Source organism: Variovorax rhizosphaerae (assembly GCF_037889975.1).
In the GTDB taxonomy this organism is placed as follows: Bacteria; Pseudomonadota; Gammaproteobacteria; order Burkholderiales; family Burkholderiaceae_C; genus Variovorax; species Variovorax rhizosphaerae.
In genome coordinates this window covers 579,252-603,005 of record NZ_JBBKZT010000002.1, presented here as the reverse complement: position 1 = coordinate 603,005, position 23,754 = coordinate 579,252, and the positions used below count along the sequence as shown (strand labels likewise).

Annotated in this window: 17 protein-coding genes; 7 read left to right on the top strand and 10 right to left on the bottom strand. The window is 66.8% G+C overall.

Annotated features, from left to right (window positions below):
• Positions 1-121: 121 nt before the first annotated feature.
• The 6 genes from WKW82_RS06590 to WKW82_RS06565 form a co-directional block, all read right to left on the bottom strand.
• Positions 122-2,866: a winged helix-turn-helix domain-containing protein gene (locus WKW82_RS06590; RefSeq protein ID WP_340341443.1), complete on the bottom strand. Its 2,745-nt coding sequence runs from the start codon at positions 2,864-2,866 to the stop codon at positions 122-124.
• A 289-nt stretch (positions 2,867-3,155) separates the two neighbouring features.
• Entirely contained in the window at positions 3,156-5,042 is a 1,887-nt protein-coding gene (locus WKW82_RS06585; protein WP_340341442.1) for an acyl-CoA synthetase, read from the bottom strand.
• 12 nt (positions 5,043-5,054) lie between these two features.
• Positions 5,055-6,194: a DUF5938 domain-containing protein gene (locus tag WKW82_RS06580; protein ID WP_340341441.1), complete on the bottom strand. Its 1,140-nt coding sequence runs from the start codon at positions 6,192-6,194 to the stop codon at positions 5,055-5,057.
• 36 nt (positions 6,195-6,230) lie between these two features.
• A complete protein-coding gene (locus WKW82_RS06575) occupies positions 6,231-6,998 on the bottom strand; it encodes an SDR family NAD(P)-dependent oxidoreductase (protein ID WP_340341440.1) in 768 nt (255 codons plus the stop codon).
• A gap of 58 nt (positions 6,999-7,056) precedes the next feature.
• Positions 7,057-7,818, bottom strand: coding sequence for an SDR family NAD(P)-dependent oxidoreductase (locus tag WKW82_RS06570; RefSeq protein WP_340341439.1), 762 nt, complete (start codon positions 7,816-7,818; stop codon positions 7,057-7,059).
• A gap of 209 nt (positions 7,819-8,027) precedes the next feature.
• Positions 8,028-8,552, bottom strand: a complete 525-nt coding sequence (locus WKW82_RS06565) for a nucleoside deaminase (protein WP_340341438.1) — start codon at positions 8,550-8,552, stop codon at positions 8,028-8,030.
• Between the two features lie 868 nt (positions 8,553-9,420).
• Between WKW82_RS06565 and WKW82_RS06560 the strand changes: the two genes are divergently transcribed.
• Positions 9,421-10,047 carry a hypothetical protein gene (locus tag WKW82_RS06560; RefSeq protein ID WP_340341437.1) on the top strand — a complete coding sequence of 209 codons (627 nt, stop codon included), beginning with the start codon at positions 9,421-9,423 and terminating at the stop codon, positions 10,045-10,047.
• Positions 10,048-10,075: 28 nt separating this feature from the next.
• On the opposite strand, the gene WKW82_RS06555 is transcribed toward WKW82_RS06560, so the two are convergent.
• From WKW82_RS06555 to bglX, 3 genes are all read right to left on the bottom strand, one after another.
• Positions 10,076-13,924 carry a COR domain-containing protein gene (locus tag WKW82_RS06555; RefSeq protein WP_340341436.1) on the bottom strand — a complete coding sequence of 1,283 codons (3,849 nt, stop codon included), beginning with the start codon at positions 13,922-13,924 and terminating at the stop codon, positions 10,076-10,078.
• Positions 13,925-14,030: 106 nt separating this feature from the next.
• Entirely contained in the window at positions 14,031-14,666 is a 636-nt protein-coding gene (locus WKW82_RS06550) for a DNA-3-methyladenine glycosylase I (RefSeq protein WP_340341435.1), read from the bottom strand.
• A complete protein-coding gene (gene bglX, locus WKW82_RS06545; protein ID WP_340341434.1) occupies positions 14,663-16,963 on the bottom strand; it encodes a beta-glucosidase BglX in 2,301 nt (766 codons plus the stop codon). The genes WKW82_RS06550 and bglX overlap by 4 nt, the downstream gene beginning before the upstream one ends.
• Before the next feature lie 263 nt (positions 16,964-17,226).
• On the opposite strand from bglX, the gene WKW82_RS06540 reads away from it, so the two are divergent.
• The 6 genes from WKW82_RS06540 (at position 17,227) to WKW82_RS06515 (ending at position 23,108) form a co-directional block, all read left to right on the top strand.
• Positions 17,227-18,903, top strand: coding sequence for a glucan biosynthesis protein G (locus WKW82_RS06540; protein WP_340341481.1), 1,677 nt, complete (start codon positions 17,227-17,229; stop codon positions 18,901-18,903).
• Positions 18,904-18,917: 14 nt separating this feature from the next.
• Positions 18,918-19,526: a sulfite oxidase-like oxidoreductase gene (locus tag WKW82_RS06535; RefSeq protein ID WP_340341433.1), complete on the top strand. Its 609-nt coding sequence runs from the start codon at positions 18,918-18,920 to the stop codon at positions 19,524-19,526.
• Complete coding sequence (locus tag WKW82_RS06530; RefSeq protein ID WP_340341432.1) at positions 19,523-20,284, top strand: FAD-binding oxidoreductase; 762 nt, start codon at positions 19,523-19,525, stop codon at positions 20,282-20,284. Before WKW82_RS06535 ends, WKW82_RS06530 begins: the two co-directional genes overlap by 4 nt.
• 26 nt (positions 20,285-20,310) lie before the next feature.
• On the top strand, positions 20,311-20,709 hold the full coding sequence (locus WKW82_RS06525) for an OsmC family protein (RefSeq protein ID WP_340341431.1): 399 nt from the start codon (positions 20,311-20,313) through the stop codon (positions 20,707-20,709).
• A 29-nt stretch (positions 20,710-20,738) separates the two neighbouring features.
• Positions 20,739-21,887: an aromatic ring-hydroxylating oxygenase subunit alpha gene (locus WKW82_RS06520; RefSeq protein ID WP_340341430.1), complete on the top strand. Its 1,149-nt coding sequence runs from the start codon at positions 20,739-20,741 to the stop codon at positions 21,885-21,887.
• A 153-nt stretch (positions 21,888-22,040) separates the two neighbouring features.
• Positions 22,041-23,108 (top strand): hypothetical protein, encoded by a 1,068-nt coding sequence (locus WKW82_RS06515; protein WP_340341429.1) that lies wholly within the window; start codon positions 22,041-22,043, stop codon positions 23,106-23,108.
• 92 nt (positions 23,109-23,200) lie between these two features.
• Here WKW82_RS06515 and WKW82_RS06510 read toward each other — a convergent pair whose 3' ends face one another.
• Complete coding sequence (locus WKW82_RS06510) at positions 23,201-23,689, bottom strand: nucleoside deaminase (protein ID WP_340341428.1); 489 nt, start codon at positions 23,687-23,689, stop codon at positions 23,201-23,203.
• Between the last annotated feature and the right edge of the window lie 65 nt (positions 23,690-23,754).

The window sequence follows — 23,754 nt, the reverse complement described above, 5'->3', positions numbered from 1 at the left end:
TGGAAACGGCAGGCGAGAGCTTGCCGAAGGATTATCTGCCGCAATCCGGCCTGCGGTTTCTCGATTTTCAAAGGCGCCAGGGTTGCCGTCCAGAGTCTTTGGGGTGCGCCCCCACGGTGGGCTACAGCAATGAGATTTCCTGCGCCCGCGCCAACGCACTGGTCCGGTTCTTCACGCCGAGCTTGGTGAAGATGTTGTGCAGGTGCCATTTCACCGTGGCCTCCGACAGGAACAGGCTCTGCGCGAGTTCGCGATTGCCGAGGCCGGCCTTGAGCAGGCGCAGGATCTTCATTTCGCGCTCGGTCAGTTCCTCGGTTTCGGTGCGTGCGGCGGCGGCCCGTTGCGGCAGCGGCTTGGCGCGGCCGGCGGCTTGCAATAGTTGCTCGATGTAGGCGAGGGGCACCAGCTTGTCGCCGCCCGTGCTGCGCAGGTCGCCGCGGCTGGCGTGGATCGTCTCCGCCATGTCGAGCAGCAGTGCATCGCCGTCGAGCCAACTCCGGAGCAGGCCGCAGCGGGCGCCGAGTGCCAGTGCCTCGTCGAGCGTGCGCAGTGCTTGCGTGCGGTCGAGCGCGCGGTGCTGGTGCATGGCCTTCAATGCCAGCAGCCGCGCGAGCTGGGCCTGGTGGCCGTCGCGCTGAGCCCGCCGGATCGCATCGTTGAGCGCACCCGTGGCGCCCGCGCCTTGCTGGGTCGCGAGCCGCAGCCGCAGCGTGAACAGGCAGACGCTGTCGTCTTCATCGACCGCCACGATGGCGGTGGGGCCGACCAGCCCGTAGGACTGCGCGAGCTTCAGCGCCTCGTCGAGCGCACCGGCCTGCAGGCGAAGGGTGCAGCGCTCCGCCGCGAGGATGCGTGCCAGTCGCGGCAACTTGAGACGATGGCCGAGCGATTCACCTTCGAGCAAGCAGGCATCGGCCGCGGCCAGGTCACCGGCTAGCCGCGACAGCCGTGCCCGCGTCAGGTAGCCGGCGGTCGTCATCTCCACCAACCCATGCTCGTCGATGAAAGGCAAGCCCAGGTCGACGAAACGTCGGGCCTGCTCCAAGTCGCCTTGCTCATGGCAGACCTCCGCGGCCAGCAGCGTGAGCATGGAGCCGGCGTACGAGGCGAGGCCCAGGCTGCGCTCCACGGTCGCGATGCCGATGCGGGCCTGCGCCATCGCATCGTTGTAGTCGCCGCGGCGCATCGCCAGCATCATGGCCAGCGCCGAGGCCCAGGCCAGGCCGTAGTCGGCATCGCATTCCTCGAAGGCACGGCGCGCGATGGCGAGCGCCTGTTGGCCTTGTTCGAAGGCATCGGAGGCGCAGCAGCCGCTGGCCAGCACGTTGGCCACCACGCCGGTGCGGAAGGCGTTGGCCGATGGCCGGGACTTGAGCCAGGTCTCGCTGCGCGACTTGGCCAGCAGGGGCTCCCCAGTGTGTGCCCAGTAGACGCAGCGAATCATCTCGACCACGCAGCGCAAGTCATCGTCACCGTCTTCGGCACAGGCGCTTTCGAGCGCGCGCAGTTCCTGCTCGGCCTCCGGGTAGCGTCGGGTCAGCACCAGCGACCACGCATGGCCGGTGCGGATCTTCGGCCGCCCCTGCACCAGCGACTGCGGCAGGCGTGTGAGCCAGGCCAGCAGGGTCGCGTGCTCGCCCCGGTGCTGCACCAGTTCGGCCGAGAAGTCGGCGACCAGGTCGGCCGCGCGCTCCAGGTCCTGCCCCTCGAAGGCATAGCGCACGGCCTCGTGCGGCAACCGATGGCGCTGGAACCAATGGCTCGCGCGCAGGCTGATGGCGCGCGCCGCATCGCCTGCGCGCTCGCGGCTGCGGCCACGCAGGTAGTCGGCGAACAGGTGGTGGTAACGGAACCAGGTGCGCGAGCGGTCCAGGCCCGAGAGGAACAGGTTGCGGCTCTGCACCTCGGCCAGCATCGCGCGGCTGTCGTTGCGGCCCAGGACATCGTCGCAGAGCTCGGCGCAGAAGCGTTCAAGGCCCGCGGTGTCGAGGAGGAAGTCGCGCAGGTCGGGCCGCAGGCTGTCGAGCACCTGCTCGCCCAGGTAGTCGGTGATGTCGCGGTCGGTGCCGGAAAAGTCGGCGAGGAAGGCGCCGCGGTCGTCGCTCTCGCGCAGGGCGAGCGAGGCCAGTTGCAGGCCGGCGATCCAGCCTTCGGTGAGGTCATGCAATGTCTTTACTTGCGCCCGGTCCATCGGCGCGCCGCTGACGCGCCCGACGAAATCCGCGGCTTCATCGAGGCCGAGGCCGAAGTGCGCGGCATCCAGTTCGAGCAGCTCGCCGCGCAGGCGCAACTGGCTCACCTGCAAGGGCAAGCGTGTGCGGCTGGCGATCACCATGCAGACGTTCTGCGGCAGGTGTGCCAGCAGCCATTCGAGCTTCCGGTGGACCGCCTGCTGCTGCACGAGGTGGAAGTCGTCCAGCACCAGCAGCAGGCGCCGATCGTGGCCGACCAGGTCGTGCAGCAGCGAGGCCACGATGGCATCGGGCGAGGCCATGCTGCCGCCATCGGCCTGGGCGATTGCGTGACGGCCGAGGCGCGCGTCGGCATGGTGCAGCGCGGCGGCCAGGTAGCGCAGGAAACGCAGTGGGTCGTTGTCCTCGGCATCGAGGCTGAGCCATGCGGTGGTGATGCCGTGCGCATCGAGCTGCGAAACGAACTGTGCGAGCGCAGTGGTCTTGCCGTAGCCGGCCGGCGCGGTGACGCTCAGCAGGCGGCGCGTAAGGCCGGCATGCAGCAAGGCGGAGAGCTGCGAACGTGCGAGAAGCCTCAACGAAAGTTGCGGCGGCGCCAGTCGCGATTCGACCAGCACCGCGGCCGATGCCTCGGCGGCGCCTGTGTTGCCTGTCGCGCTGCTGCCTGGCGCCATGCGTGGTTTGTCTCTTGGTTGAGCTGATGCTTGGTCAGCGTTGGAACGTGGAGTTTGCAGGTGTTCGCCGGTTCCTGGAATGCGGACTTGACCGTACGCGAAGGACGCGAAGGTTCCGCGAAGGACGCAAAAGGAATACCAAGAAATCCTCTCCGATTTTCTTTCTGACTTCTTTGACTTCCTGACTTTTTCGCGTCCTTCGCGAAACCTTCGCGTCCTCTGCGTATGCCAAGTCCGATCCCGTATTCCGAACCTCGGATCGATAGCGCCGTATCGCGAGCGCCGACCGTTACCTCACCTTCCAGTGCATGGTCCAACGCACCGGCAGGCGACCCAATTCGGCCTCGGCCTGTTTCATGACCTTCTCGCTGTCAGCACCTGCGGGGCGGGGCGCGACGATCTGCGCCTCCAGTCCATGCTTGGGATGCGGCGCCACCGCGACCTCCACATCCACATCGCCACACACCTTGCGCAGCGTTTCGCGCAGCGCCTTCTCGATCGCCAGTTCCCGCAACTTCGGCTTGAAGATCTTGTTCACCGCGGTGAGCGGCAGCGCATCGAGCACCACCACGTCCACCGGCACGGCAGCACGCTCGGTGATCACCGAACGCGCATGTGCCAGCAGTTCAGCTGCATCGCAGCTCGCGCCCTTGCGCAAGGTCACATACGCCATCGGCAGTTCACCCGCATGGCCATCAGGCTTGCCGACCGCCGCCGCCAACTCGACAGCAGGATGCCGCATCAGCCCTTCCTCGATCATTGCGGGATCGATGTTGTGCCCGCCACGAATGATCAGGTCCTTGGCCCGTCCGGTCAGCCAGAAATAGCCTTGCGCATCCTGCCGCCCGAGGTCGCCGGTATTCAGCCAGCTATCGGCCAGGCAGATTCCCTTGTTGTCGCTCTCCTTCACGTAGCCGGAGAACACATACGGCCCGCGCAGCAGGATGGTGCCGATCTCGTCCGTGGCCGCCTCTCGCTGCACGTTGCCATCGGCGCCAAGCTGCACCACCTTCATCTGCTGGTAGGGCAGGCGCAGGCCGATCGAACCGATCGCACGATGCCCATCGCGCGGGTTCAGCGAACTCACGCAGGTTGCCTCGGTCATGCCGTAGCCTTCGAGCAGCTTGAGCCCGGTCGCCGCCTCGAATCGGTTGAACAACTCGATCGACAGCGGCGCAGCGCCGCACACCGCGAAGCGCAACGAGCTCACATCGACGCCCTCGCGCGGCACGTTGAGCAACGCCGACAGCACCGTCGGCACGGAGCTGAACAGCGTCGCCTTGTAGCGTTCCACCGAGCGCCAGAAGCCGCCGATGGTGCGCGCATCCCGGTAGCCCGCGCTCGACAGCATCACCACATGGGCACCGACGCTGAAGGGTGCGAGCCCGGTGATCAACATCGCGTTGGAATGGAACAGCGGCAGGCCGCACAGCAGCGTGTCCTGCGGGCCCATGGAGAGCGCCGTCGATACGGCCCAGGCATTGGCCGCCTCGTTGAAGTGCGTGCGGCGCGCGAGCTTGGGCGTTCCTGTCGTGCCGCCGGTGTGGAAGTACGAGGCCACGTCATCGCCCTGCGGCGGCGCGGTGCCCACCAGCGCGTCGCCGGGTTGCTGCGACAGCAGCGCGTCGAAGTCCAGCGCCCAGGGTGGGCAGGGGCCATTGCCGCCCACACGCACGACGGCACGCAGCGTCGGCACGCGGTCGCGCAGGGCTTCGACCTTTTCCCAGATGCCCGGCTGCTCCTGCCGCCCGAGCGCAACGATCACGACCGTCGCCGCCGCGTTCAGGATGCCGACCATGTGATCGACTTCGAGGAAGGGATTCACCGGGTTCACGATGCCCGCCGCCTCCGCACCCCAGAGCGCGAAATGCGTCTCCGGCAGGTTCGGCAGCAGGTAGGAGACGACGTCCCTGCGACCCACGCCCAGGCCGATGAAGGCATTGGCCGCCTGCGTGATGCGGCGGTACAGCGTGGCGTAGTCGTAGCGTGTTTCCCCGTCGGCCGCGTCGCCGGTCGGCACGAAGGTCAGCGCCGGCGCATCGGGCGTAGCCTCGGCCTGCCGCGCGATGGCGGCATGGCTGGAGACTGGTTGCTCCAGCCGGGTCTCGATCGGCAACTGCTCCAGCGCCTCGACATCGGCCAGCGTGCGCAGCGGCGCGTGCGCGCTTGTGCTCATCGATGCACGCCTTCAGTTCTGCACGGTCAGCTCGGGCTTGGCCACGAGGCCGAAGCTGCGCAGCACGCCCAGCAATTCATGGTGCCCGAAGGCCTGGCAGCCCGATGCAAAGCCGACCCGTTTCGGCGGCTGTTGAAGCAGCGAATGCGCCGCATAGGCCTGCAGCAAACCGGTCTGCTTGTAGTTGCAGTTGCCGAAGATCACGCAGTGCGCGCGGCCCAGCGGCCCGGTCGCATGCACCGAGTCGACCGACTTGTTGAGGCGCGGGTTCTCGCGCGGCGGCATGCTGTTCATCACGCTCGCCGCCGTCTGCGCCAAGGCGGCATAGCGGTCATCGGGGTTCATGCCTTCGGTAGCCTTGAGCGCCGCGGCGACGATCTGCGGCACGCCCAGCATCAGCGGCTTGTTGAACACGCCGCCCAGCACCTTGACGTTGGACACGCGCGGGTCCTTCTTGAACCACACCGGGTGCGAGGTGCCGCCCCAGGGCAGCGCCAATGCCATCTCGTGCTGGCCCGGGATCGCCAGGCTGTAGAGGCCCGCATCGGGCTGCCATTCGACGTACTGGTTCTGGTAGAGATGGAAGGCCTTCGACGTGGCCGCGTTGACGAGGATGGTCTGCGTCGACGCGATGGTCGGGCTGCCGCCCCAGAACACGGCGATGTCCAGAGTGTCCAGGCCCGGCGTCTCCAGGCAGAGCTGCGCGGCAATCTCGCCGGTGGTGTACATCTGCGCGAGGCCAGGCGACAGCAGCAGACCGGCCTGTGCGAACTTGACGCCGTACTGTGCTTCGAGTGTGATGAGCCAGTCCTGCTCGCCGGTGGTGTCGGTGTAGTGGCACTTCGCGGCCAGGCAGGCGTCCACCACCTCGGGGCCGAACTTGGCGAAAGGGCCCACGGTGTTCAGCACCACGGAGGCACCGGTGAAGAGGGCGGTCAGCGCCTCCACCGTGTGCGCCACTTCGACCACTTCATACGTCGCCGTTTCGATGCCTGCCACGTTGGACTTCATAGCAGCGTTGAGCTTGTCGGCGCTGCGGCCGGCCGCGATGAAGGGGATGCCGAACTCGCGCAGGTACTCGCAGACCAGCCGGCCTGTGTAGCCGCTCGCGCCGTAGACGATGACGGGCTTTTTGGTGTTGTTGTCGCTCATGTTGTGCTTCCTCGCTATGTGACAGGGATGGAAAAATCAGAGCAGCGACGAACTCACGCCGCCGTCCAGCACGAAGCCGCTGCCGTTCGAAAAGCTTGCGCGTTCGGATGCCAGGAACACGGCCAGGTTCGCGACCTCCTCGGGCGTGCCATAGCGGCCTTGCCTTTGCGCGACCACCGCGTCGAAGTCGGGGATGTTGAGCATCTGCTCGAACTCCTTCTTGCGCGGCTTGACCATGTCGGTCTCGATGAAGGCCGGCAGGATCGCGTTGACGCGGATGTTGTGTGCGCGCAGTTCGACCGCCGCCGTCTGCGTGAGCGACATGACACCCGCCTTGGCCGCGGCGTAGCTGCCGATCAGCGGGACCGCGCCCTTGGCCGTGACCGAGGCCATCGTGACGATGGCGCCGCCACCCGCCGCGATCAGCGCAGGGGCGGCGTAGCGGATGCAGAGGAACACGCCGTCGAGGTTGACGGAAGTGACTTCACGCCACTGCTCGTAGCTGGTTGCGGCCAGCGGCGACAGCGTGCCGACACCCGCGTTGGGCACCATGATGTCGAGCCGGCCATGTTGCTTCATGGCGGCTGCCACGAGTGCCTCGACCTGCTCCGGCACGCGCACATCGCAAGTCACGGCACTCGCACCAGGCAGTGAAGCGGCCACCTTCTGCGCCGCAGCGGCATCGATGTCCGACACGATGACCTTAGCGCCCTCGGCCGCATAGGCCCTTGCGATGGCTTCGCCAAGCCCACGTCCCGCGCCGGTGACGATGGCGACCTTGTCTTTGAGAAGTTGCGTGCTCATGGGGAAACCTCCGCGCTGCGCGCTGTGGTGCGAGCGCCTTCGGGCGGCCGGGCGGTGCTCATAGCAATCCGGCAGACAGGCCGCCGTCCAGGATGTAGTGGGAGCCGGTCGTCCAGCTGGCGGCGTCGGAGGCGAGGAAGGCGGTCATCTCGGCCACCTCCTGCGGCGTGCCGAGGCGCAATTGCTTCACCGCGACCAGCGCACTGAAGGGCACGCCGACGATCGCCTCGACCGTCGGAATCAACCGGTCGACCATCGCCGTGCCGATGAAGCCCGGGCACACCGCGTTGACGCGAATGCCGGTCGGCCTCAACTCGGCCGCTGCCGTGCGCGTGAGCTGCAACACAGCCGACTTCGACGCCGCATAAGAGCCGAACAGGGGCACGCCATTGGTCCCCGCCAGGGAAGAGATGTTGACCACCGAGCCCTTGCCCGAGGCCACCAGTGGACCCAGTGCGGCCCGCATGCCGAGGAACACGCCCATCACGTTGATGTTCATGAGCCGGCCGATCTCTTCCTCGGTCTGGTCGAACAGCGGCTTGACGATCTCGATGCCGGCGTTGTTGATGAGGGTGTCGAGGCCGCCGAAAGCGGTGGTGGTGGCGTCGACGGCATTGGTCCAGTCTGCGGCCTTGGTGACGTCGCAGCGCACCGACTTCGACATCGGACCCAGTTCGGCGGCAGCTTTCGCGGCGCCCGCTTCGTCGATGTCGGCGAGCATCACCTGCGCGCCCCGCTCGACGAAGAGCCGCGCGATCGCAAGGCCAAGCCCCTGCGCCGCGCCGGAGATGAGGGCCTTGCGGCCCTGCAGTTCGATCATGGTCGGGCCTCCCGACGAGCCGCCGCCAGGGAGGCACGCGCCCCCTCGGGGGGCGGCGAATACACGAAGTGATGAGCGTGGGGGTTCACGTGAATGTCTCCTGTCCGCCTGTGTCGGCGGTGGAGGCATTCGAACAGCGGCGGCTGATCACGCCGCCAAACTAAAGGTTGGTTTTTTGTGCTGCGATGCAGCAGGGTGTCCGCGGAAGATCAGGTCTTCCAAGCCCCCACATGCGGCGCACTCGCCTCATCCACCAACGCCGGCCCGATGCACTCGATCGCGTGCGGTGAGGACTCGAACACATCGCGGCACGACAGTTCCGCATCGCGCTGGTCCTGCCGCTCCCCACGGAACAAGCGCAGCCGCGCCGCATCGATGCCGAACACCACGCGCCCGATGTTCGACCAGAAGATCGCGCCCGCGCACATCACGCAGGGCTCACCGGACGAGTACAGCGTGGCGCCCGCGAGGGCCTCGCGCGTGAGGCCGCGGCCGGCCAGCGCGCGAACGGCGTTGGTCTCCGCATGGCCGGTGCAGTCGCCGGTCTCGGCGGTGTTGTTGTAGGCCTCGCAGATCACCTCGTTGCTGGCCGAGACGATGACGGCGCCGAAGGGCCGATTGCCGCGGCGGGCGGCCGCGTGCGACCAGCCGATGGCCTTGCGCAGGTAGCGGCCGTCGCGCTCGTCGAGAGGGGTTTCGGGGGGATACGTGGTGTTGTTGTCGCCGGGATTCATGCGTTCGTGGCTGGGCGATTCGATGGCTTCAATATGCCATGCATGGCGCGTGCCCGGGGAACCGGCTGCACGCGAGCGAGCCTCGTGTTCCAGCGAGGCACAACAAAGTTCACATCTCGCGCATCCAGGTCACGGCGAGGCCGGGCGAGTTTGCAAGCTTGCCCAGCGGCGTCTGCGCCTGGGTGCACGAGGTGGTCCCGCTGCCCGATGGCCGTTCGCGCAGGCCGCCGACGATTTGTGTGATTTCTCCTTGGCGCAGGCGATAGCGCCAGAGACACTCCCCCGCCGCGGCGCCAGATCGCGTTCAGGGAGTGTTTGTGTTTCGTGAGATTCGTGTCCCGGCTTGCGCCACGCAAGCCGCTGCTTTTCGCCTGCTTGCTGTTGATCGCTTCGTTCAGCGCGCAGGCCCGGAGCAGCCCGCCGGTTCCCAAGCCATTCATCCCGGGACTGCGCGAGCAGGAGCGCGGCGTCGGCACGCGCCTGCGAAGCGAAGCAGCTGGAAGACAAGCGGCGGCCCGTCCAAGGTTGCCCTGCTGTCGCATCGAGCCGCCCGTCGCTCTCGGGCGAGCGCTCGCCTGCCCGTCTTCACTTCAACTTTCGTGAATCCATGAAACACAAGATCTTGCTTTCCCTGTCATTGACGTCGCTGTGCGTGCTTCAGGCGTGCGGAGGAGGAGGAGGGGGTGGTGGCGGCGGATTCCCGGTTGTTGCGCCCGTCGCCGTCGATTCAGCATCGACCGCACCCCCTGTGGCCGCGGAACCCGTTGCAGCCGCGATACCCGCCACGAAGGCCGCGCCGGCTACGTCAGCGACGGGAAACGCCGACTCGATCCCGTCGCCTTTCGTGCCCGGACCGACCGCCCGCGACATGGTCCTGGGACCCAACGCGCAGACCTTCGGGAACCAGACGGACACCCAGCAATTGACCAGCGGCGCCATGATGAAGATCGGTACCTACGCCTTGTCAGGTGCCAGCGCGACCCGAGAGATCTCCGGTGACGCGGACTTCGCACTCGGCCGCTGGGCCGCCGGCACCGTCACGAGCGCGTGGGGCGCGGATACCCTGACCCTAACCGACCGGCGGTCCTACCACTACGTCGTCCTCAACGGCCTGGCCGCATGGCCTGCCGACAGGAGCACGACAACCTGCGACCACGGCGTGTTCACCAGCCCCACGTACCTGAGCGGCACCGGTACGAAGGTTCCGGGTACGACCACCGGCACGCCCACCCTCGAGTTCTACAGCAGGGGTGCCCGCGTGGGCGGCAATCTGACGGTCACGGTGGAGGGCACCCCGGTCAGCGTGGACCTGGATTCCAGGTTGCCGTCACCCACGAGCAGTCCCATCACCGGCGGGTTTCTCAGCGGCGGGACGGGTGCAGCGATCATGCTGGGTACAACCGGGACGAACGCCTACGTGCTGGCCGTCGGCTATGCGGTCGTGTTGCCCTCGGGCTCGCGCTACCAGGGGGTGGCCAAGTTCAGCTGTGCCTGACGAGTGAGCCTCAATGGCGTCCGCTCGCTCAGCGCAACGACGCGATGCGCTCCTCGATCGCGTCGAGCAGGCGCTCGAAGCTGTTCTCCTCCAACAGCTCCGGGGACAGTGAGTTCCAGTCGTTGAGCAGTGCCGTCATCCTGGCGATGTTCTCGAAGACGGTCTTGTAGTAGCGGTCGTAGTTGCCGAAGAAGTCGCCCGGCAGGTTCTCGAAGCCGATCGCGCGGACCTTCTCCTCGATTTTCCGTTTCTGCTGCTGCCAGAAGAGCACGTAGTCGAGTTGGTCGGACATCTCGCGAATCTTCGCGTCGGGCAGCACGATCGGGAAGAGGCGCTCGCGCATGTCGCCGTGGCGCTTGATCTCGAGGAGTTCGAACATGCAGTACGGAGAACGCAGGTACTTGTCCGAGATGACCGCGACGACAAGCTCGCCTCGCCCGATGCGCTGCATGAACTCGCTGATCACGGCGCGGTAGCCGGCATCCTTGCGGTCGCGCACGACGCGCTGTCCGCGTTCCACGAGTCGGTCGTAGAGGCGGTCGACGATGGCCTCGCGGCTTTCTCCGGCCTCGGCCTTGTCGCCCCAGGCGTAGGAGATGAAGATCTCGGGGCGCTTCGGGTCGGTGCGCGCCGTGGCCGCGCTCTTTGCGGAAACGCTGAACCGTCCTGCCTGCAGGCCGCTGCTATCGCCTCCGCCGCCGAAGCCCGCCAAATCGGCCACCGGCACGATGCGCTGCCCTTCCGACACGACTTGCACCGCGCCGGCCTTCGCGAAGCGCACCAACGCGTCGAGGTCGACCCAGTCGGCACCGCCATCGGCGGAAACAAGGGTCTTGAACTCGAAGCCGGTGTGCAGCGAATCGAACTCGCCCTTCACCGCCATCAGCAGCGCCGGCGCCGCGGGCCCGCGCGCGCGGACGATGATGCGGCCGTTGTCGGCGTCGGCCACGACCATCGCCTCGCTGGTGCCCGACTTGTCCAGCACGACGATGCCGTTGCGCCAGATCTCGGGCTCGTCGTCTGCACCGAGGCGGCCGGCACGGACCAGGAAGCGGTCGATGATGGCGCGGTGCAGGAAGCGATAGCGGATCTCCAGCGCGTGTGGCGGTGCCGTCGCCCAGCGCAGCGCGACGCGCTTGGGCATTTCGTCAGGAAGCAATTGCGGCACGTACCAGCGGCCGTCACCGAACGCGAAGCACAGCTCGCAGCGCTGCATGAAGTCGAGCAGCAGCTTGTGTTCGTCGGGTGCGAAATGGCGCCAGACCTGGTTCTGCAGGATCGACAGGGTCAGGCCATTGCGACCCGCGGCACACAGGCTGCGGTAGGCGGCGCCACGGCGGTCGAGCAGGGCGTAGACGGCGTCAATGGCCCACTTCTGGTCGAGCACCAGGCGATCGCCGAACTGGCCCGGTTCATAGAACAAGTCGCCCACTTCGTGCAGGAACAGGGCGACCGAATGCGCGTGGCCGGGAATGCCGGCATCGGCGCATAGCGCGTCGAACTCGCTGCGTTCCAGCCAACGCCGGTCGATCCTGGCGACCTGCTCGCGCACCGCGACCCACTGCGCCGGCAACTCACGGCCGATCTCCGGCATGCCGGCGAGCGCTTCGCGCACCCGGGCCGCCAGCGAGGCCATGCCGGAATCGGCGTCGCGACGTGCGCTCACGTGCTCGAAGTCGACGATGCCGCGCGGCGGCGGGTAGATCGGCAGCAGGTCGACGCCGTAGGCCAGGTCCTTGTCGGCCGCGCTGTCGACCTTGTTCTGCACGACGATCACGGGTGAACCGCCGCTCAGCGCCTTCACGTAGTCGATCCAGTACGGCAGGCCGAAGTTTTCATAGCGTTCGCTGAACTCGTCCAGGCTCCAGCGCTCGTGTTCGGTCTTGTGGTCCCAGACGAGCAGGAACAGCGCCCGGGTGCGCATGAAGATGCGGTGCGTCGCGTGGTAGATGTCCTGGCCGCCGAAGTCCCAGACGGTGACACGCAGCGGCCGGCCATCGAGCTTGTCGTCGGCAACGTGCTCGAGCTGCCATTCGCGCAACTGGATGCCGTGCGTGGACGGCTGGTTGTCGTCGAAGCGGTTGTCCAGCAGCCGCGAGACGATCGATGTCTTCCCGACGCGGCCGTTGCCGACCAGGACGAGCTTGACGTGGTCGTGGCGCACGCTGCCTTGGGCGAGGCCGGCGCAGTAGTCGCGCAGGGAACGCAGTGCGCGGCCGCCGTCGCTCATCGCAAAGATCTCCGGGTCGATGTTTCCCACAGGGTTGTCTTCGATCCGCAGCCAACGCAGTCGCGGCATGCCCTCGATGAATTCGCGCGTGATGTGATGGATGCGATTGCCCGACAAATCGACGTGCCTGATGTGTGGGAGTTCGAGCAGCGGCTCTGCGGCACTGATCCCGTTGTGCGCCGCTTCGAGTTCGGTGAGGTTGCGCAGCCGTTTCACTCCGTCGAGGTCGGTGAGCCCGATGCGATTCAGGCGCAAGGTCTCGAGTTGCTGCAGCGCCCCGACAGTCGACGCGTCAACCGCCTCGTTGCCACTCGCGTCCAGCGTCGTCAGCGCAACGCACTGCGCCAGCGGCGCAAGCGTCGCGACCGCATTGGCCGAGACGTCGAGCAACTCGAGTTGCGGCAGTGTGGCCAGCGGCGACAGGTCCGCAATCTTGTTGTCGGCAATGAACAGCCGCTGCAGCCGGCCCATGCCGCCGACGAAGCGGATGTCGCGCAAATCCTGTTTCGGCAGCGCCAATACACGCAGCGCAGTGCAGGGCGCAAACATCACGGCCGCGTCGCCCAGCGGTTCGTCTCCACCCTCCCACTGCAGATGCGCCAGCCTTGGAAGGCGCAGTGGCCGCGCTTCGCGCGGCGCCGGGTTGCCCGACAGGTCGAGAAACTCGAGGCGTTCATTGCCCTGCAATGGCGCAAGGTCGCGGATGGTCGCGTCTCTCAGCGCGAGGTGCCGAAGGTGCGGGAAGCGTGCGAGCGCTGCCAGGCTCTGGCTTCCGCCGCCGCCGATCTGCAACGCTTCGAGCATTGGCAAATCGGGCAGCGCTGCGAGGTCGCAGATGGTGGAGTCCAAGCCGAGGGTGCGCAGCCCGCGCACCGTGCCCAGGCCCGCGATCGCGGCCGCATCGAGCGCTCCTTCAAAGTACAGCGAGCGCAATCCACTCATGCCGTCGAAGGCTCCGGCGGTCGGGCCGAACGCTACGGCGGTCGTGCCTGTTGTGCTCGGGGCCGACCTGATATGCAGCGACTCGAGGCGGCTCGTGCGCAACCCGTCCGCGGCGGCATGGAAGCCCGACGGCGTCAGCGACAGGTGGCGCAACTGGCCACAGCGCGCGAGTGCGTTCGCGTTCACGAGATCGTCGCCCACCGTACCGAAGCTGCGCAGTTGCTGAAGACCCGCGAGCGGCTCGAGGTCAAGCGCTTCGGTGCCAACGCGGCGGATCACCAACAGCCCTTCGAGCGACGGCGCGCTGCAGGCTTCGGCGAACGCCGCGCTGGCGTTTTGTCCGAACGAGAGCCCGAGCAGCCGCAGTCGCGGCAGGGCGGCGATGCGGGCGATGCTCGCCAGCGGCACCGGGTCTTCGAACGCGAGCAGTTCGAGGTCGGTCAGCGCAGCCAGCGGCGCGAGCATGTCGTCGGTGCAGTCGGGCGGGATGTCGGGCAGGAACAGGGCGGTGATGCGGGCTTCCGCATCCATCAGGTACGCCGCGCTCTCCTCGTACCCGGTCGCCTCCGCCAGTTCCTGGATGCTGATGGCATTGATGCGCGCAATGAACTGCGACAAGAGATCGAAAAGAACCGGCCGCACTTCCTTGCGAATGTGCAGGTTCAAGTTCGACGACAGCGCCTCGATGGCTTGCAGCGGGGTCATTGCGCGATGGTGGGCAGCCCGCGGCGCGGGGGCCAATCAGCGTAGCGCAGATCGATCCGCGCTCCTGTATTCCGAAAGTACTACGCGCGCAACCTGTGCGAACGGTCTACTTCGGCACCACCAACCCGGCCCGTGCCTTCAACGCCTTCTCCCGCGCATGGCACCCGTCGAAGTGGTCGTTGACCAGGCCCATCGCCTGCATCAACGCATACATCGTGGTCGGCCCGACGAAGGTCCAGCCCTTCTTCTTCAGGTCCTTCGACAGCGCCACCGATTCGGGCGAGGTGGTCATGGCCTTCACGTTGGCCAGCGTGATTTTCTTCGGTCGCGTCTTCGGGTCCGGCTCGAAGCCCCAGCAATACGCCGCCAGCGAGCCATGTTGTTCGCGCAGTTCCAGCACGCGCTTCGCATTGTTGATGGCCGATTCGATCTTGCCCCGGTGTCGCACGATGCCGGCATCGGCCAGCAGCCGGGCCACGTCCTTCTCGCCGAAGCACACCATCTTCTCGGCCTCGAAATTGGCAAACGCCGCGCGGAAGGCCTCGCGCTTGTTGAGGATGGTGAGCCAGCTCAGCCCGGCCTGGAAGCCCTCCAGGCACAACTTCTCGAACAGGCGCCGGTCGTCCGTCACCGGAAAGCCCCATTCCTCGTCGTGGTAGCGCTGGTAGAGCGGCGTGGCCGCGCACCAGCTGCAGCGCATCTGGCCGTCGCCGCTGTCGAAGAGGCCTGCGGTTTGCGTCATTGAAGTTCGAATTCTTGCTGCTTCACGGCCACCGAGTCCAGTCCGATCTGCACGTTGAACTGGCCCGCTTCCGCGACGAACTTCAGTTGTGCGTTGAAGAACTTCAGCTTGTCTTCGTCGATGGTGAAGCGCACGACCTTCTCCTCGCCCGGCTGCAGCATCAGCTTGCGGAAATCCTTCAGTTCCTTGACCGGACGCACCACCGATGCGGCGATGTCCTGGATGTAGAGCTGCACCACCGTCTCGCCGGCGCGCTTGCCGGTGTTCTTCACGGTCACGCTTGCATCGAGCTTGCCGTTGCGCGCCATCGTCTTGCTCGACAGCGTCACGTCGGAGAGGCTGAAGTCCGTGTAGCTGAGCCCGTAGCCGAAGGGATACAAGGGCCCGGTGATTTCCTCGAAGTACTGCGAGGTGTAGTTGCCCGCCTTGCCTTCGGTGAAGGGACGGCCCAGGCGCGGCTTGTTGTAGTAGGTGGGGATCTGTCCGGTCGAGCGCGGGAACGAAATCGGCAGCTTGCCGGAGGGGTTGTAGTCGCCGAACAGCAGGTCGCTGATCGCGTTGCCGCCTTCGGTGCCGGTGTACCAGGTCTCGAGGATGGCGTCGGCCTCCTTCTGCTCGCGCGCCAGCGCCAGCGGGCGGCCGTTCATCAGCACCAGCACCAGCGGCTTGCCGGTGGCCTTCAATGCGGTCAGCAGTTCGCGCTGGCCCGGTGGCAGGTCGATGCTGACCCGGCTCGACGATTCATGCGACATGCCGCGGGACTCGCCCAATGCCACGACGACCACGTCTGACTGCCTCGCGACCTTGACCGCCTCGGCGATCATCGCTGCCGGGGTGCGCTTGTCCTGCGTGACTTCCGGCTTGTCCCAGTTCATGAAGTTCAGGTACTCGACGATCTTCTCGTCGGTCGTGACGTTGGCGCCGCGCGCGTAGACGACGCGCGCCTTGTTTCCTGCCGCGTTGCGCATGCCTTCCAGCAGCGTGACCGATTGCGCCGCCACGCCGGCGGCCGACCAGCTCCCCATCATGTCGATCTTCGCGTCGGCCAGGGGACCGACCAGCGCGATGGTTCCGGCCTTCTTCAACGGCAGCGTCTGCTTCTTGTTCTCCAGCAGCACCATCGACTTGCGCGCCACATCGCGTGTCTCGGCGCGGTGCAGCCGGCTTTCGGCGTTGACGTCGGCCGGGTCGTCCGCGGGTTTGCCGATGCGGCGGTACGGGTCGTGGAACAAGCCCATGTCGTACTTGGTGCTCAGCACTTCACGCACCGCGTTGTCGATTTCCTTGTCGCTCACTTCCCCCGACTTCACCAGTCCGGGCAATTCCTTGAGGTAGAGCTCGTCGGCCATGCTCATGTCGATGCCGGCCTTGATCGCGAGCTTGGCGGCTTCCCGCTCGTCCTTGGCCACGCCGTGGCGGATCAGCTCGACGATGGCGCCGTGGTCGCTGAAGGTGACGCCCTTGAAGCCCCAGTCCTTGCGCAGGAGGTCCTGCAACAGCCAGGTGTTCGAGGAGGCCGGCACGCCGTTGATGGAGTTCAGCGCCACCATCACGCCGCCCGAGCCCGCATCGATCGCGGCCTTGTACGGCGGCAGGTACTCCTGGTACATGCGCATCGGACTCATGTCGACGGTGGCATAGTCGCGCCCGCCTTCGACGGCGCCATAGAGCGCGAAATGCTTGACGGCGGACATCACACTGTCGGCGTTCTTCGGCGACGAGCCCTGGAAGCCCTTGACCGCCGCGCGCGCGGCAGCGGACACGAGGAACGGGTCCTCGCCAAAGCCTTCCGAGGTGCGGCCCCAGCGCGGGTCGCGCGAGATGTCGACCATCGGCGCGAAGCTCATGTCGACCGCATCGTTGCTGGCCTCGATGGCGGCGGTGCGCATGGTCAGCGTGATCGCGTCCATGTCCCAGCTTGATGCCAGGCCCAACGGGATCGGGAAGATGGTGCGATGGCCGTGCACCACGTCGTAGGCGAAGGACATCGGGATCTTGAGCCGGCTGCGCTGGATGGCGGCGTCCTGCAGCGGGCGGTTGTCCTTGCGCGTGACCGAGTTGAAGGTGCCGCCGACGCGGCCGGCCGCGATCTCGTCGGCCAGCCGAGTGAGGGGCATGTCGCCGCCGATGCTGATCAGCCGCAGCTGGCCGATCTTCTCGTCCAGCGTCATGCGCGACATCAGGTCCGCGATGAAAGCGGGCTTGTCGTTGATCGACGGTGCGGTGCTGCTGGTTTGGGCCTGGACCGAATGGCAGGCGAGGCTGGCAACGAGACCCAGCACGAACAGGTTTTTCATTCGATGGATTGGTGGACCCGGCGGGTCGGTAGGTCGATGGTGTCGCAGAAACGCGGAGTCTACTGTCAGCCATCGCCGCGCCTTGCCGCGTCGGCACGGGATGTGCGTGGCACGGCGCTACATTCGGGGGCAATGGTGAACAAGGGCCCTCGTGCGTCGCGCATTCGGCGCGCGCCTCCACAGGGGACTTGCCCATCGCTGCCACTGTTCCAAAGGAGAGATTCGTGGTTCCTCTTAGCACCCGGCGCCGCGCGCATCGCAAGATGGTGGTCGCCTTGCAGTGCCTTGCCGCCGCCTCGCTGATGCTTTGTGCTTCACAAGCGAGCGCCTTCTCGCTCGACGACGTGGTTGCCAAGGCGCGCTACCTGCAGGCAACGCCCTACGCGGCGCCGCAAAGCAACCTGCCGCCCGCCTTCGCGCAGATGCAGTACGCCGACTACGCGAAGATCCAGCCGCTGCCGGCCAAGTTCGGCTGGCGCGACCAGCCCACACCCTTCAAGCTCAACTTCTATCACCAGGGCATGCAGTTCAATGCGCCCGTGACCATCAACGAGATCGTCGGCAACGACGTGAGCGAGATCAAGTACGACGCGCAGCGCTTCGACTTCGGCGGCCTGCCGCTGGACAAGAGCGCCACCCAGAACCTCGGCTATGCCGGCTTCCGCGTGCTGTACCCGATCAACCAGCCCGGCAAGGACGACGAGATCATGAGCTTGTTGGGCGCGAGCTACTTCCGCGTGATCGGCAAGGGGCAGGTGTATGGGCTGTCGGGCCGCGGGCTGGCCATCGACACCGCGCCGCCGGGGGGAGAGGAGTTCCCCAACTTCCGCGAGTTCTGGGTGCAGCGTCCCGCGGCGCAGGACCGGCAACTGGTGATCTACGCACTGCTCGATTCGCCCCGCGCGACCGGCGCTTTCCAGTTCATCCTGCGGCCTGGCGCCGACACCATCCTCGACGTGCAGGCCCGCATCTTCATGCGCGGCAAGGTCAACCTGCTGGGCATTGCGCCGCTCACCAGCATGTTCCTCTACGGCCCCAACCAGCAGACCGACAAGCGCAGCTACCGCCCGGCCATCCATGACTCCAACGGCCTCGCCATCCACACCGGCAGCGGCGAGTACCTGTGGCGCCCGCTCAACGATCCGCTGGCCGTCGCGATCAGCACCTTCAGCGTCGAGAACCCGCGCGGCTTCGGCCTGCAGCAGCGCGGCCGCGAGTTCTCGCGCTACGAGGATCTCAAGGACCGCTACGACCTGCGGCCGACCGCATGGATCGAGCCCAAGGGCGACTGGGGCAAGGGCAAGGTCGAACTGGTCGAACTGCCCACCGCCGACGAGACCAACGACAACATCGTCGCCTTCTGGACGCCCGACGTGCAGCCTGAAGCCGGCCAGGCACTCTCCTTCGACTACCGCATGCACTGGACGATGGACGAGGCCGCGCTGATGCCGCGCAACCTCGCATGGGTGCGCCAGACCATCCATACGACCGGCGAGCAGACCCAGGCCAACCTGATCCGCCAGCCCGACGGGACCACCGCCTTCCTGGTCGACTTCGAAGGCCCGTCGCCGATGGCGATGCCGATGGATGTCGCCGTGACGCCGCAGGTGAGCGTGGACAAGAACGCCGAACTGATCGGCAGCACGCTGGAACGCAACCCTGCGATCAAGGGCTGGCGCGTGACCATCCGCATCAAGGTGAAGGACGCGAAGCTTCCTGTCGAGATGCGCGCCGCGCTGGTGGCCGGCGGCAAGGCGGTCAGCGAGACGTGGAGCTATCAGCTGACACCTGCTGTCGTCGCCGCTGCGGCCGCGCCGGCACCCGCGGCCTCTACGGCTTCTCCGGCTACTCCGGCTACTCCGGCGCCAGCCGCCTCTGCTGCGCCACCAGCGCCTGCGCCCGTCGCGCCCGCAGCACCCGTGGCTGTACCGGCGAAGTAAGCAGGGAGGGCTCGATGGCCACGCGCGGATTCACTGGAAGACGGCCCGGCAGCGCATTCGCGCGACGCCTGCCGCCTGGCCAGTTCGAGACGGACGACTTCCCGGTGCTTGCCAAGGGCCCGACGCCACGCATCGACATCGCGACCTGGCGCTTCACGTTGAGCAACGGGCCGCGCCCGCTGGCCAGTTGGAACTGGGCCGAGTTCAATGCCTTGCCGCGCACGCGCTGGCAGGGCGACATCCACTGCGTCACCCAATGGTCGAAGTTCGACACGCTGTGGGAAGGCGTGAGCATCGACGACCTGCTGGCCGCCGCCGGGGTCGCGCCGCCGAGCCCCTGGCTGCTTGCGCTTTCCTACGACGACTACGACACCAACGTGCCCGCAGCCGACCTGCTCAGTGGCCGCGCGATGGTCGCGACGCACTTCGACGGCAAGCCGCTCGCGGTCGAGCATGGCGGCCCGGCGCGCCTGCTGGTGCCGCATCTCTACTTCTGGAAGAGCGCCAAGTGGCTCAAGGGCCTCAAGTTCACGGCGCGCGACGAGGCCGGCTTCTGGGAACTGCGCGGCTATCACATGTACGGCGATCCGTGGCGGCAGCAGCGCTACTCGGACGATCCGTGAGCGCGCCTGCCGGGTCGCCCTCCACGCATTGGCACGAGGGCCGCATCGAGCGCATCGAGCAGGTCACGCCGCGCATGCGCAGCTTCTTCTTCTCCTCGTCGATCACCGCGCATGTGGCAGGCCAGCACGTCGATGTGCGGCTCACGGCCGAGGACGGCTACGCGGCGCAGCGCAGCTACTCGATTGCTTCGGCGCCGGCCAGCGCACAGTTGGAGTTGCTCATCGAAAAACTCGACGACGGCGAGGTGTCGCCGTTCTTCCATGAGGTCGCGCAGGTGGGCGACACCATCGAACTGCGCGGCCCGATCGGTGGCCACTTCATCTGGCGCGTGCAGGACGGTGGACCGCTGGTGCTGGTTGCCGGCGGGTCCGGCATCGCGCCGTTGATGGCGCTGGTGCGGCATTGGCACGCCTCGGAATCTCAGACTTCAGTTCGGGTGCCGCTGTTGCTCGCATATTCCGCGCGGACTTGGGCAGACCTGGCCTATGTCGACGAACTGACGATGCTGCAAGCCGCATTGCCGACGTTCACCTTCATCGCCGTCACCACGCGCGAGCCGGCGCGCCGCAAGGGCGATCTGGACCGGCGCATCGACGCGGCCCGACTGGCCGCAGTCCTTGCGCAATGGGGCCATGCGGCGCGTCATGTGTATGTCTGCGGCTCGAATCGCTTTGTCGAGGCAGCAACCAACGGCTTGCTCGATGCGGGTGTCCCCGCTGGCGCCGTCCGTACGGAGCGCTATGGTGGGGCCGACTGATTCACATGCTTGGAAAAGGAATCCCCATGAGCATCACGGTACGTCGCGACGACATGGCCGGCACGCGCCATATCCTGAAGATCCGCAACCACGAGATCGCCGTGGACGCCTCGCCCGCGGCCGGCGGCAAGGACGAGGGGCCGGAGCCGCACGACCTCTATGACGCTTCGCTCGCCGCGTGCAAGGCCTTGACCGTGCTGCTCTATGCACGACGCAAGCAGATGCCGCTGGAGGACATCGAGGTGGCGGTGGACCGCGACAGTTCCCAGGAGCGCCAAGGCACCTATCGTCTCAAGGCTTCCTTGAAGCTCACCGGCAACCTCAGTGAAGAGCAGCGCGCCGAGTTGCTGCGCGTGGCCGGCAAGTGCCCGTTGCATCGGCTCATGACGGAGGTCACCACGGAGATCGAGACCGTGCTGGCCTGACAGAATTCGGGAGGAGGAGACGAGAAGAAATGAACCACGAAGAACAGATCGCGATGATCCGGCGCACCCTGGCGCTGATCGATGCCAAGGACAGCGAACGCGGCGAGCCGGCCATCAGCCCGGTGTCGCGCTACCTCGATACGGGACGCTACCAGCAGGAGGTGGAGAAGATCTTCCGCCAGTACCCGCTGGCCGTGTGCCCATCGGCATCGCTGGCCAAGGCTGGCGATTCATTCGCCATCGACGTGGCGGGCATTCCGCTGGTGATCGTGCGCGCGGAGGACGGCGAGATCAATGCCTTCGTCAATGCATGCCGTCACCGCGGCGCGCGCATCAAGGCGCCGGGCTTGTCGAGCCAGCGCGTGATGGTCTGCCCGTACCACAGCTGGACCTATGGCCTCGATGGCGCACTGCGCGGCAGGCCGCATGCCCATGAATTCCCGCATGCACCCGCGTCGGATTGCGCGTTGGCACGCGTCCCGGCGGCGGAGGCACTGGGGCTGGTGTGGGTCGTGCCGCGCGTGGTCAAGGAGGGCGAGAGCGCGGCGCTCGACATCGCCGAATGGCTGGGTCGCTTCGGCGCGGACCTGCGCGGCTGGGGCTACGACAGCTGGAAGCCGGTGAGCGAGCGAGAGTTCATCAACGCGACCAATTGGAAGATCCCCTTCGAGGGCAATCTCGAGTCGTACCACTTCCAGTACGCGCACCGCAACAGCATCGCGCCGATGTTCTACGACAACCTGCTGGTGGCCGACCATGACCGGCAGCACCAGCGCATGTTCCTGCCCAAGCGCAGCATCGAAGGCCTGCGTGAACGGCCCGTGGCCGAATGGCAGGTCGGCCCACACGCCAACATCATCTACTTCTTCTTCCCGGCCACCTTCATCCTGCACGAGGGCGACCATGCCAACGCCTTCACGGTGCTGCCGGAGGCCGTGGACCGCTGCCGCGTGATCGGCAGCACGCTGGTGCCCGAACTGCCGGCCACCGAGAAGTCCGCGAACTACTGGCGCAAGAACGTGGCCTCGTTCTGGGGCGCGCTGGACGAAGACTTCGCGCTGGGTGTGTCGGCGCAATCCACGCTGGCGAGTGGTGCACAGGAGGCGCTGTACTTCGGCGCGACCGAATGCGGCGCGGCCCGGTTCCACCGCGACGTCGAGGCCGCCATCGCGGCCTGAGGCAGGACTGCCAAGCGGCTGGGGCGGTGCAGCCTGCCATATCGTCGCGCGGCGCTTGACCGGCGCCACACCTCCGTTCAAGATCGCGCGCAACAAACGCGAACGAGCATGTCGCCCGGCGCTGCGCGGGGGCCGCACCGCGAGGAGCAACGCATGATCCTGTCCGACCGCAGGCGATTCCTGACGGCGCCGCTATGCCTCGGCGCGCTGTCCCTGGCCGGATGTGCGGCCGTCGGTCCTCCCACCGTCTCGCGTGACCGCTTCGACTACAACGGCGAGATCGCGCGCTCCTGGAAAGAGCAGACGCTGCTCAACATCGTGCGTGCGCGCTACGCCGACATGCCCTTGTTCCTGGAGGTCTCGCAGGTGGTCAGCGGCTACACGCTGGAAAGCACGGTCTCCGCGGGCGGCATCCTGGCAAAGAACAACGCGGTGGCGCCGCCGGGCAGCAACCTCAGCTTCGGCGCGCAGGGCAAATGGACCGACCGCCCCACCATCACCTACACGCCGCTGACCGGCCAGCAATTCAATCGCAGCATGCTGACGCCGATACCGCCGGCGGCCGTGCTGTTCGCGATGCAGGCCGGCTGGCCGATCGACCTGGTGTTCCGGGTCGTGGTGCACAGCATCAACGGGCTCAACAGCACGGGGCGCGGGGCCGCGGGTTATGAACGCATGGTGCAGCTGATGCGCATGCTGCAGGACTCCGAGTTGCTCGGCATGCGGGTGCGCGGCGGCGCGAGGGAAGACCACGATGTGGTGCTGTTCTTCAACACGCGTTCATTGGTGCCGGAGGAAACCGCTCGCGTCGAGGAGTTGCGCGGACTGCTGCGCCTGGGCCCGGGGCGCAGCGAATACCAGGTTCGCTTCGGCGCCGCCGCGGCCGGTGAGGGCGAGATCGCCATGCTCACGCGTTCGATGCTGCAGATCCTGATCGACTTGGGCGAGTACGTGGATGTGCCGCAGGCCGACGTGCAAGATGGCCGCACCACCGAGAGCCAGGCGCCATCGAGCGCGGTGCTGGGGCGTCTGCTCAAGGTGAAGGTCGCGCAGGAGCGGCCCGCCGATGCGCTGGTGTCCGTGCAATACCGCAACGGCTGGTTCTGGATCGACGATCGCGACATCGCTTCCAAACGCACCTTCGCGATGGTGATGATCTTCTCGACGCTGGCCGATTCGGGTGCGCGCGAGGGCATGCCGCTGGTGACCATACCAGGCTGACTTGTCGCTTTGCAGCCATGTCACGCCTTGCAAAGTGACAACGGCAACACCCTGGGCTTTCTGCACCTGGGCTTGATCAAGGACTAGAAGCGTCAGGCGTCCGTGCCGCGGCTTTCCCAGAAGCCGCGGTGCGTGGCGATCATTTCTTCCTCGACGGCGGCGACTGGGCCGATGACCTCGATGTTCTTCTGCCCGCGCGCGAACACCTCGCGGCAGGGCAGGGACAGCGTCGGGTTCTCCGGATGATCACCGGTGAGCGCGAGCAAGGCGGCTTCTTCCGCACCGTAGACGACGCGGCCGATGTTGGCCCAGTAGGTGGTGCCGGCGCACATCGCGCAGGGCTCGAAGGTGGTGACCAGCGTGCACTGCCAGAGATAGTCGGCCGGGTAGTTGAGCGAGGCAGTGCGCGCGAGCGTGGCTTCGGCGTGATGCACGGTGTCGATGTTGCCTTGCTCGGCCAGGATGGTCTCGCCATCGGGTGCGACGAGGACGGCGCCGAAAGGGTGGCGGCCCATGGCCATGGCGCGCTGCGCGACTTCGTTGGCGCGGCGAAGCGCGCGGAGGATCTGGTCTTCAGTCATCAGCGAATTTTGCTCCCTCTCCCTCTGGGAGAGGGTTGGGGTGAGGGCTCCGGACGGTGGACGGT

What these genes read in the sequence shown, in the direction of transcription:
- bglX (WP_340341434.1), bottom strand. Translation starts at nt 16,963, where the DNA reads ATGAAAAACCTGTTCGTGCTGGGTCTCGTTGCCAGCCTCGCCTGCCAT.
- WKW82_RS06540 (WP_340341481.1), top strand. Translation starts at nt 17,227, where the DNA reads ATGGTGGTCGCCTTGCAGTGCCTTGCCGCCGCCTCGCTGATGCTTTGT.
- WKW82_RS06535 (WP_340341433.1), top strand. Translation starts at nt 18,918, where the DNA reads ATGGCCACGCGCGGATTCACTGGAAGACGGCCCGGCAGCGCATTCGCG.
- WKW82_RS06570 (WP_340341439.1), bottom strand. Translation starts at nt 7,818, where the DNA reads ATGATCGAACTGCAGGGCCGCAAGGCCCTCATCTCCGGCGCGGCGCAG.
- WKW82_RS06550 (WP_340341435.1), bottom strand. Translation starts at nt 14,666, where the DNA reads ATGACGCAAACCGCAGGCCTCTTCGACAGCGGCGACGGCCAGATGCGC.
- WKW82_RS06590 (WP_340341443.1), bottom strand. Translation starts at nt 2,866, where the DNA reads ATGGCGCCAGGCAGCAGCGCGACAGGCAACACAGGCGCCGCCGAGGCA.
- WKW82_RS06580 (WP_340341441.1), bottom strand. Translation starts at nt 6,194, where the DNA reads ATGAGCGACAACAACACCAAAAAGCCCGTCATCGTCTACGGCGCGAGC.
- WKW82_RS06555 (WP_340341436.1), bottom strand. Translation starts at nt 13,924, where the DNA reads ATGACCCCGCTGCAAGCCATCGAGGCGCTGTCGTCGAACTTGAACCTG.
- WKW82_RS06565 (WP_340341438.1), bottom strand. Translation starts at nt 8,552, where the DNA reads ATGAATCCCGGCGACAACAACACCACGTATCCCCCCGAAACCCCTCTC.
- WKW82_RS06510 (WP_340341428.1), bottom strand. Translation starts at nt 23,689, where the DNA reads ATGACTGAAGACCAGATCCTCCGCGCGCTTCGCCGCGCCAACGAAGTC.
- WKW82_RS06520 (WP_340341430.1), top strand. Translation starts at nt 20,739, where the DNA reads ATGAACCACGAAGAACAGATCGCGATGATCCGGCGCACCCTGGCGCTG.
- WKW82_RS06585 (WP_340341442.1), bottom strand. Translation starts at nt 5,042, where the DNA reads ATGAGCACAAGCGCGCACGCGCCGCTGCGCACGCTGGCCGATGTCGAG.
- WKW82_RS06560 (WP_340341437.1), top strand. Translation starts at nt 9,421, where the DNA reads ATGGTCCTGGGACCCAACGCGCAGACCTTCGGGAACCAGACGGACACC.
- WKW82_RS06575 (WP_340341440.1), bottom strand. Translation starts at nt 6,998, where the DNA reads ATGAGCACGCAACTTCTCAAAGACAAGGTCGCCATCGTCACCGGCGCG.
- WKW82_RS06515 (WP_340341429.1), top strand. Translation starts at nt 22,041, where the DNA reads ATGATCCTGTCCGACCGCAGGCGATTCCTGACGGCGCCGCTATGCCTC.
- WKW82_RS06525 (WP_340341431.1), top strand. Translation starts at nt 20,311, where the DNA reads ATGAGCATCACGGTACGTCGCGACGACATGGCCGGCACGCGCCATATC.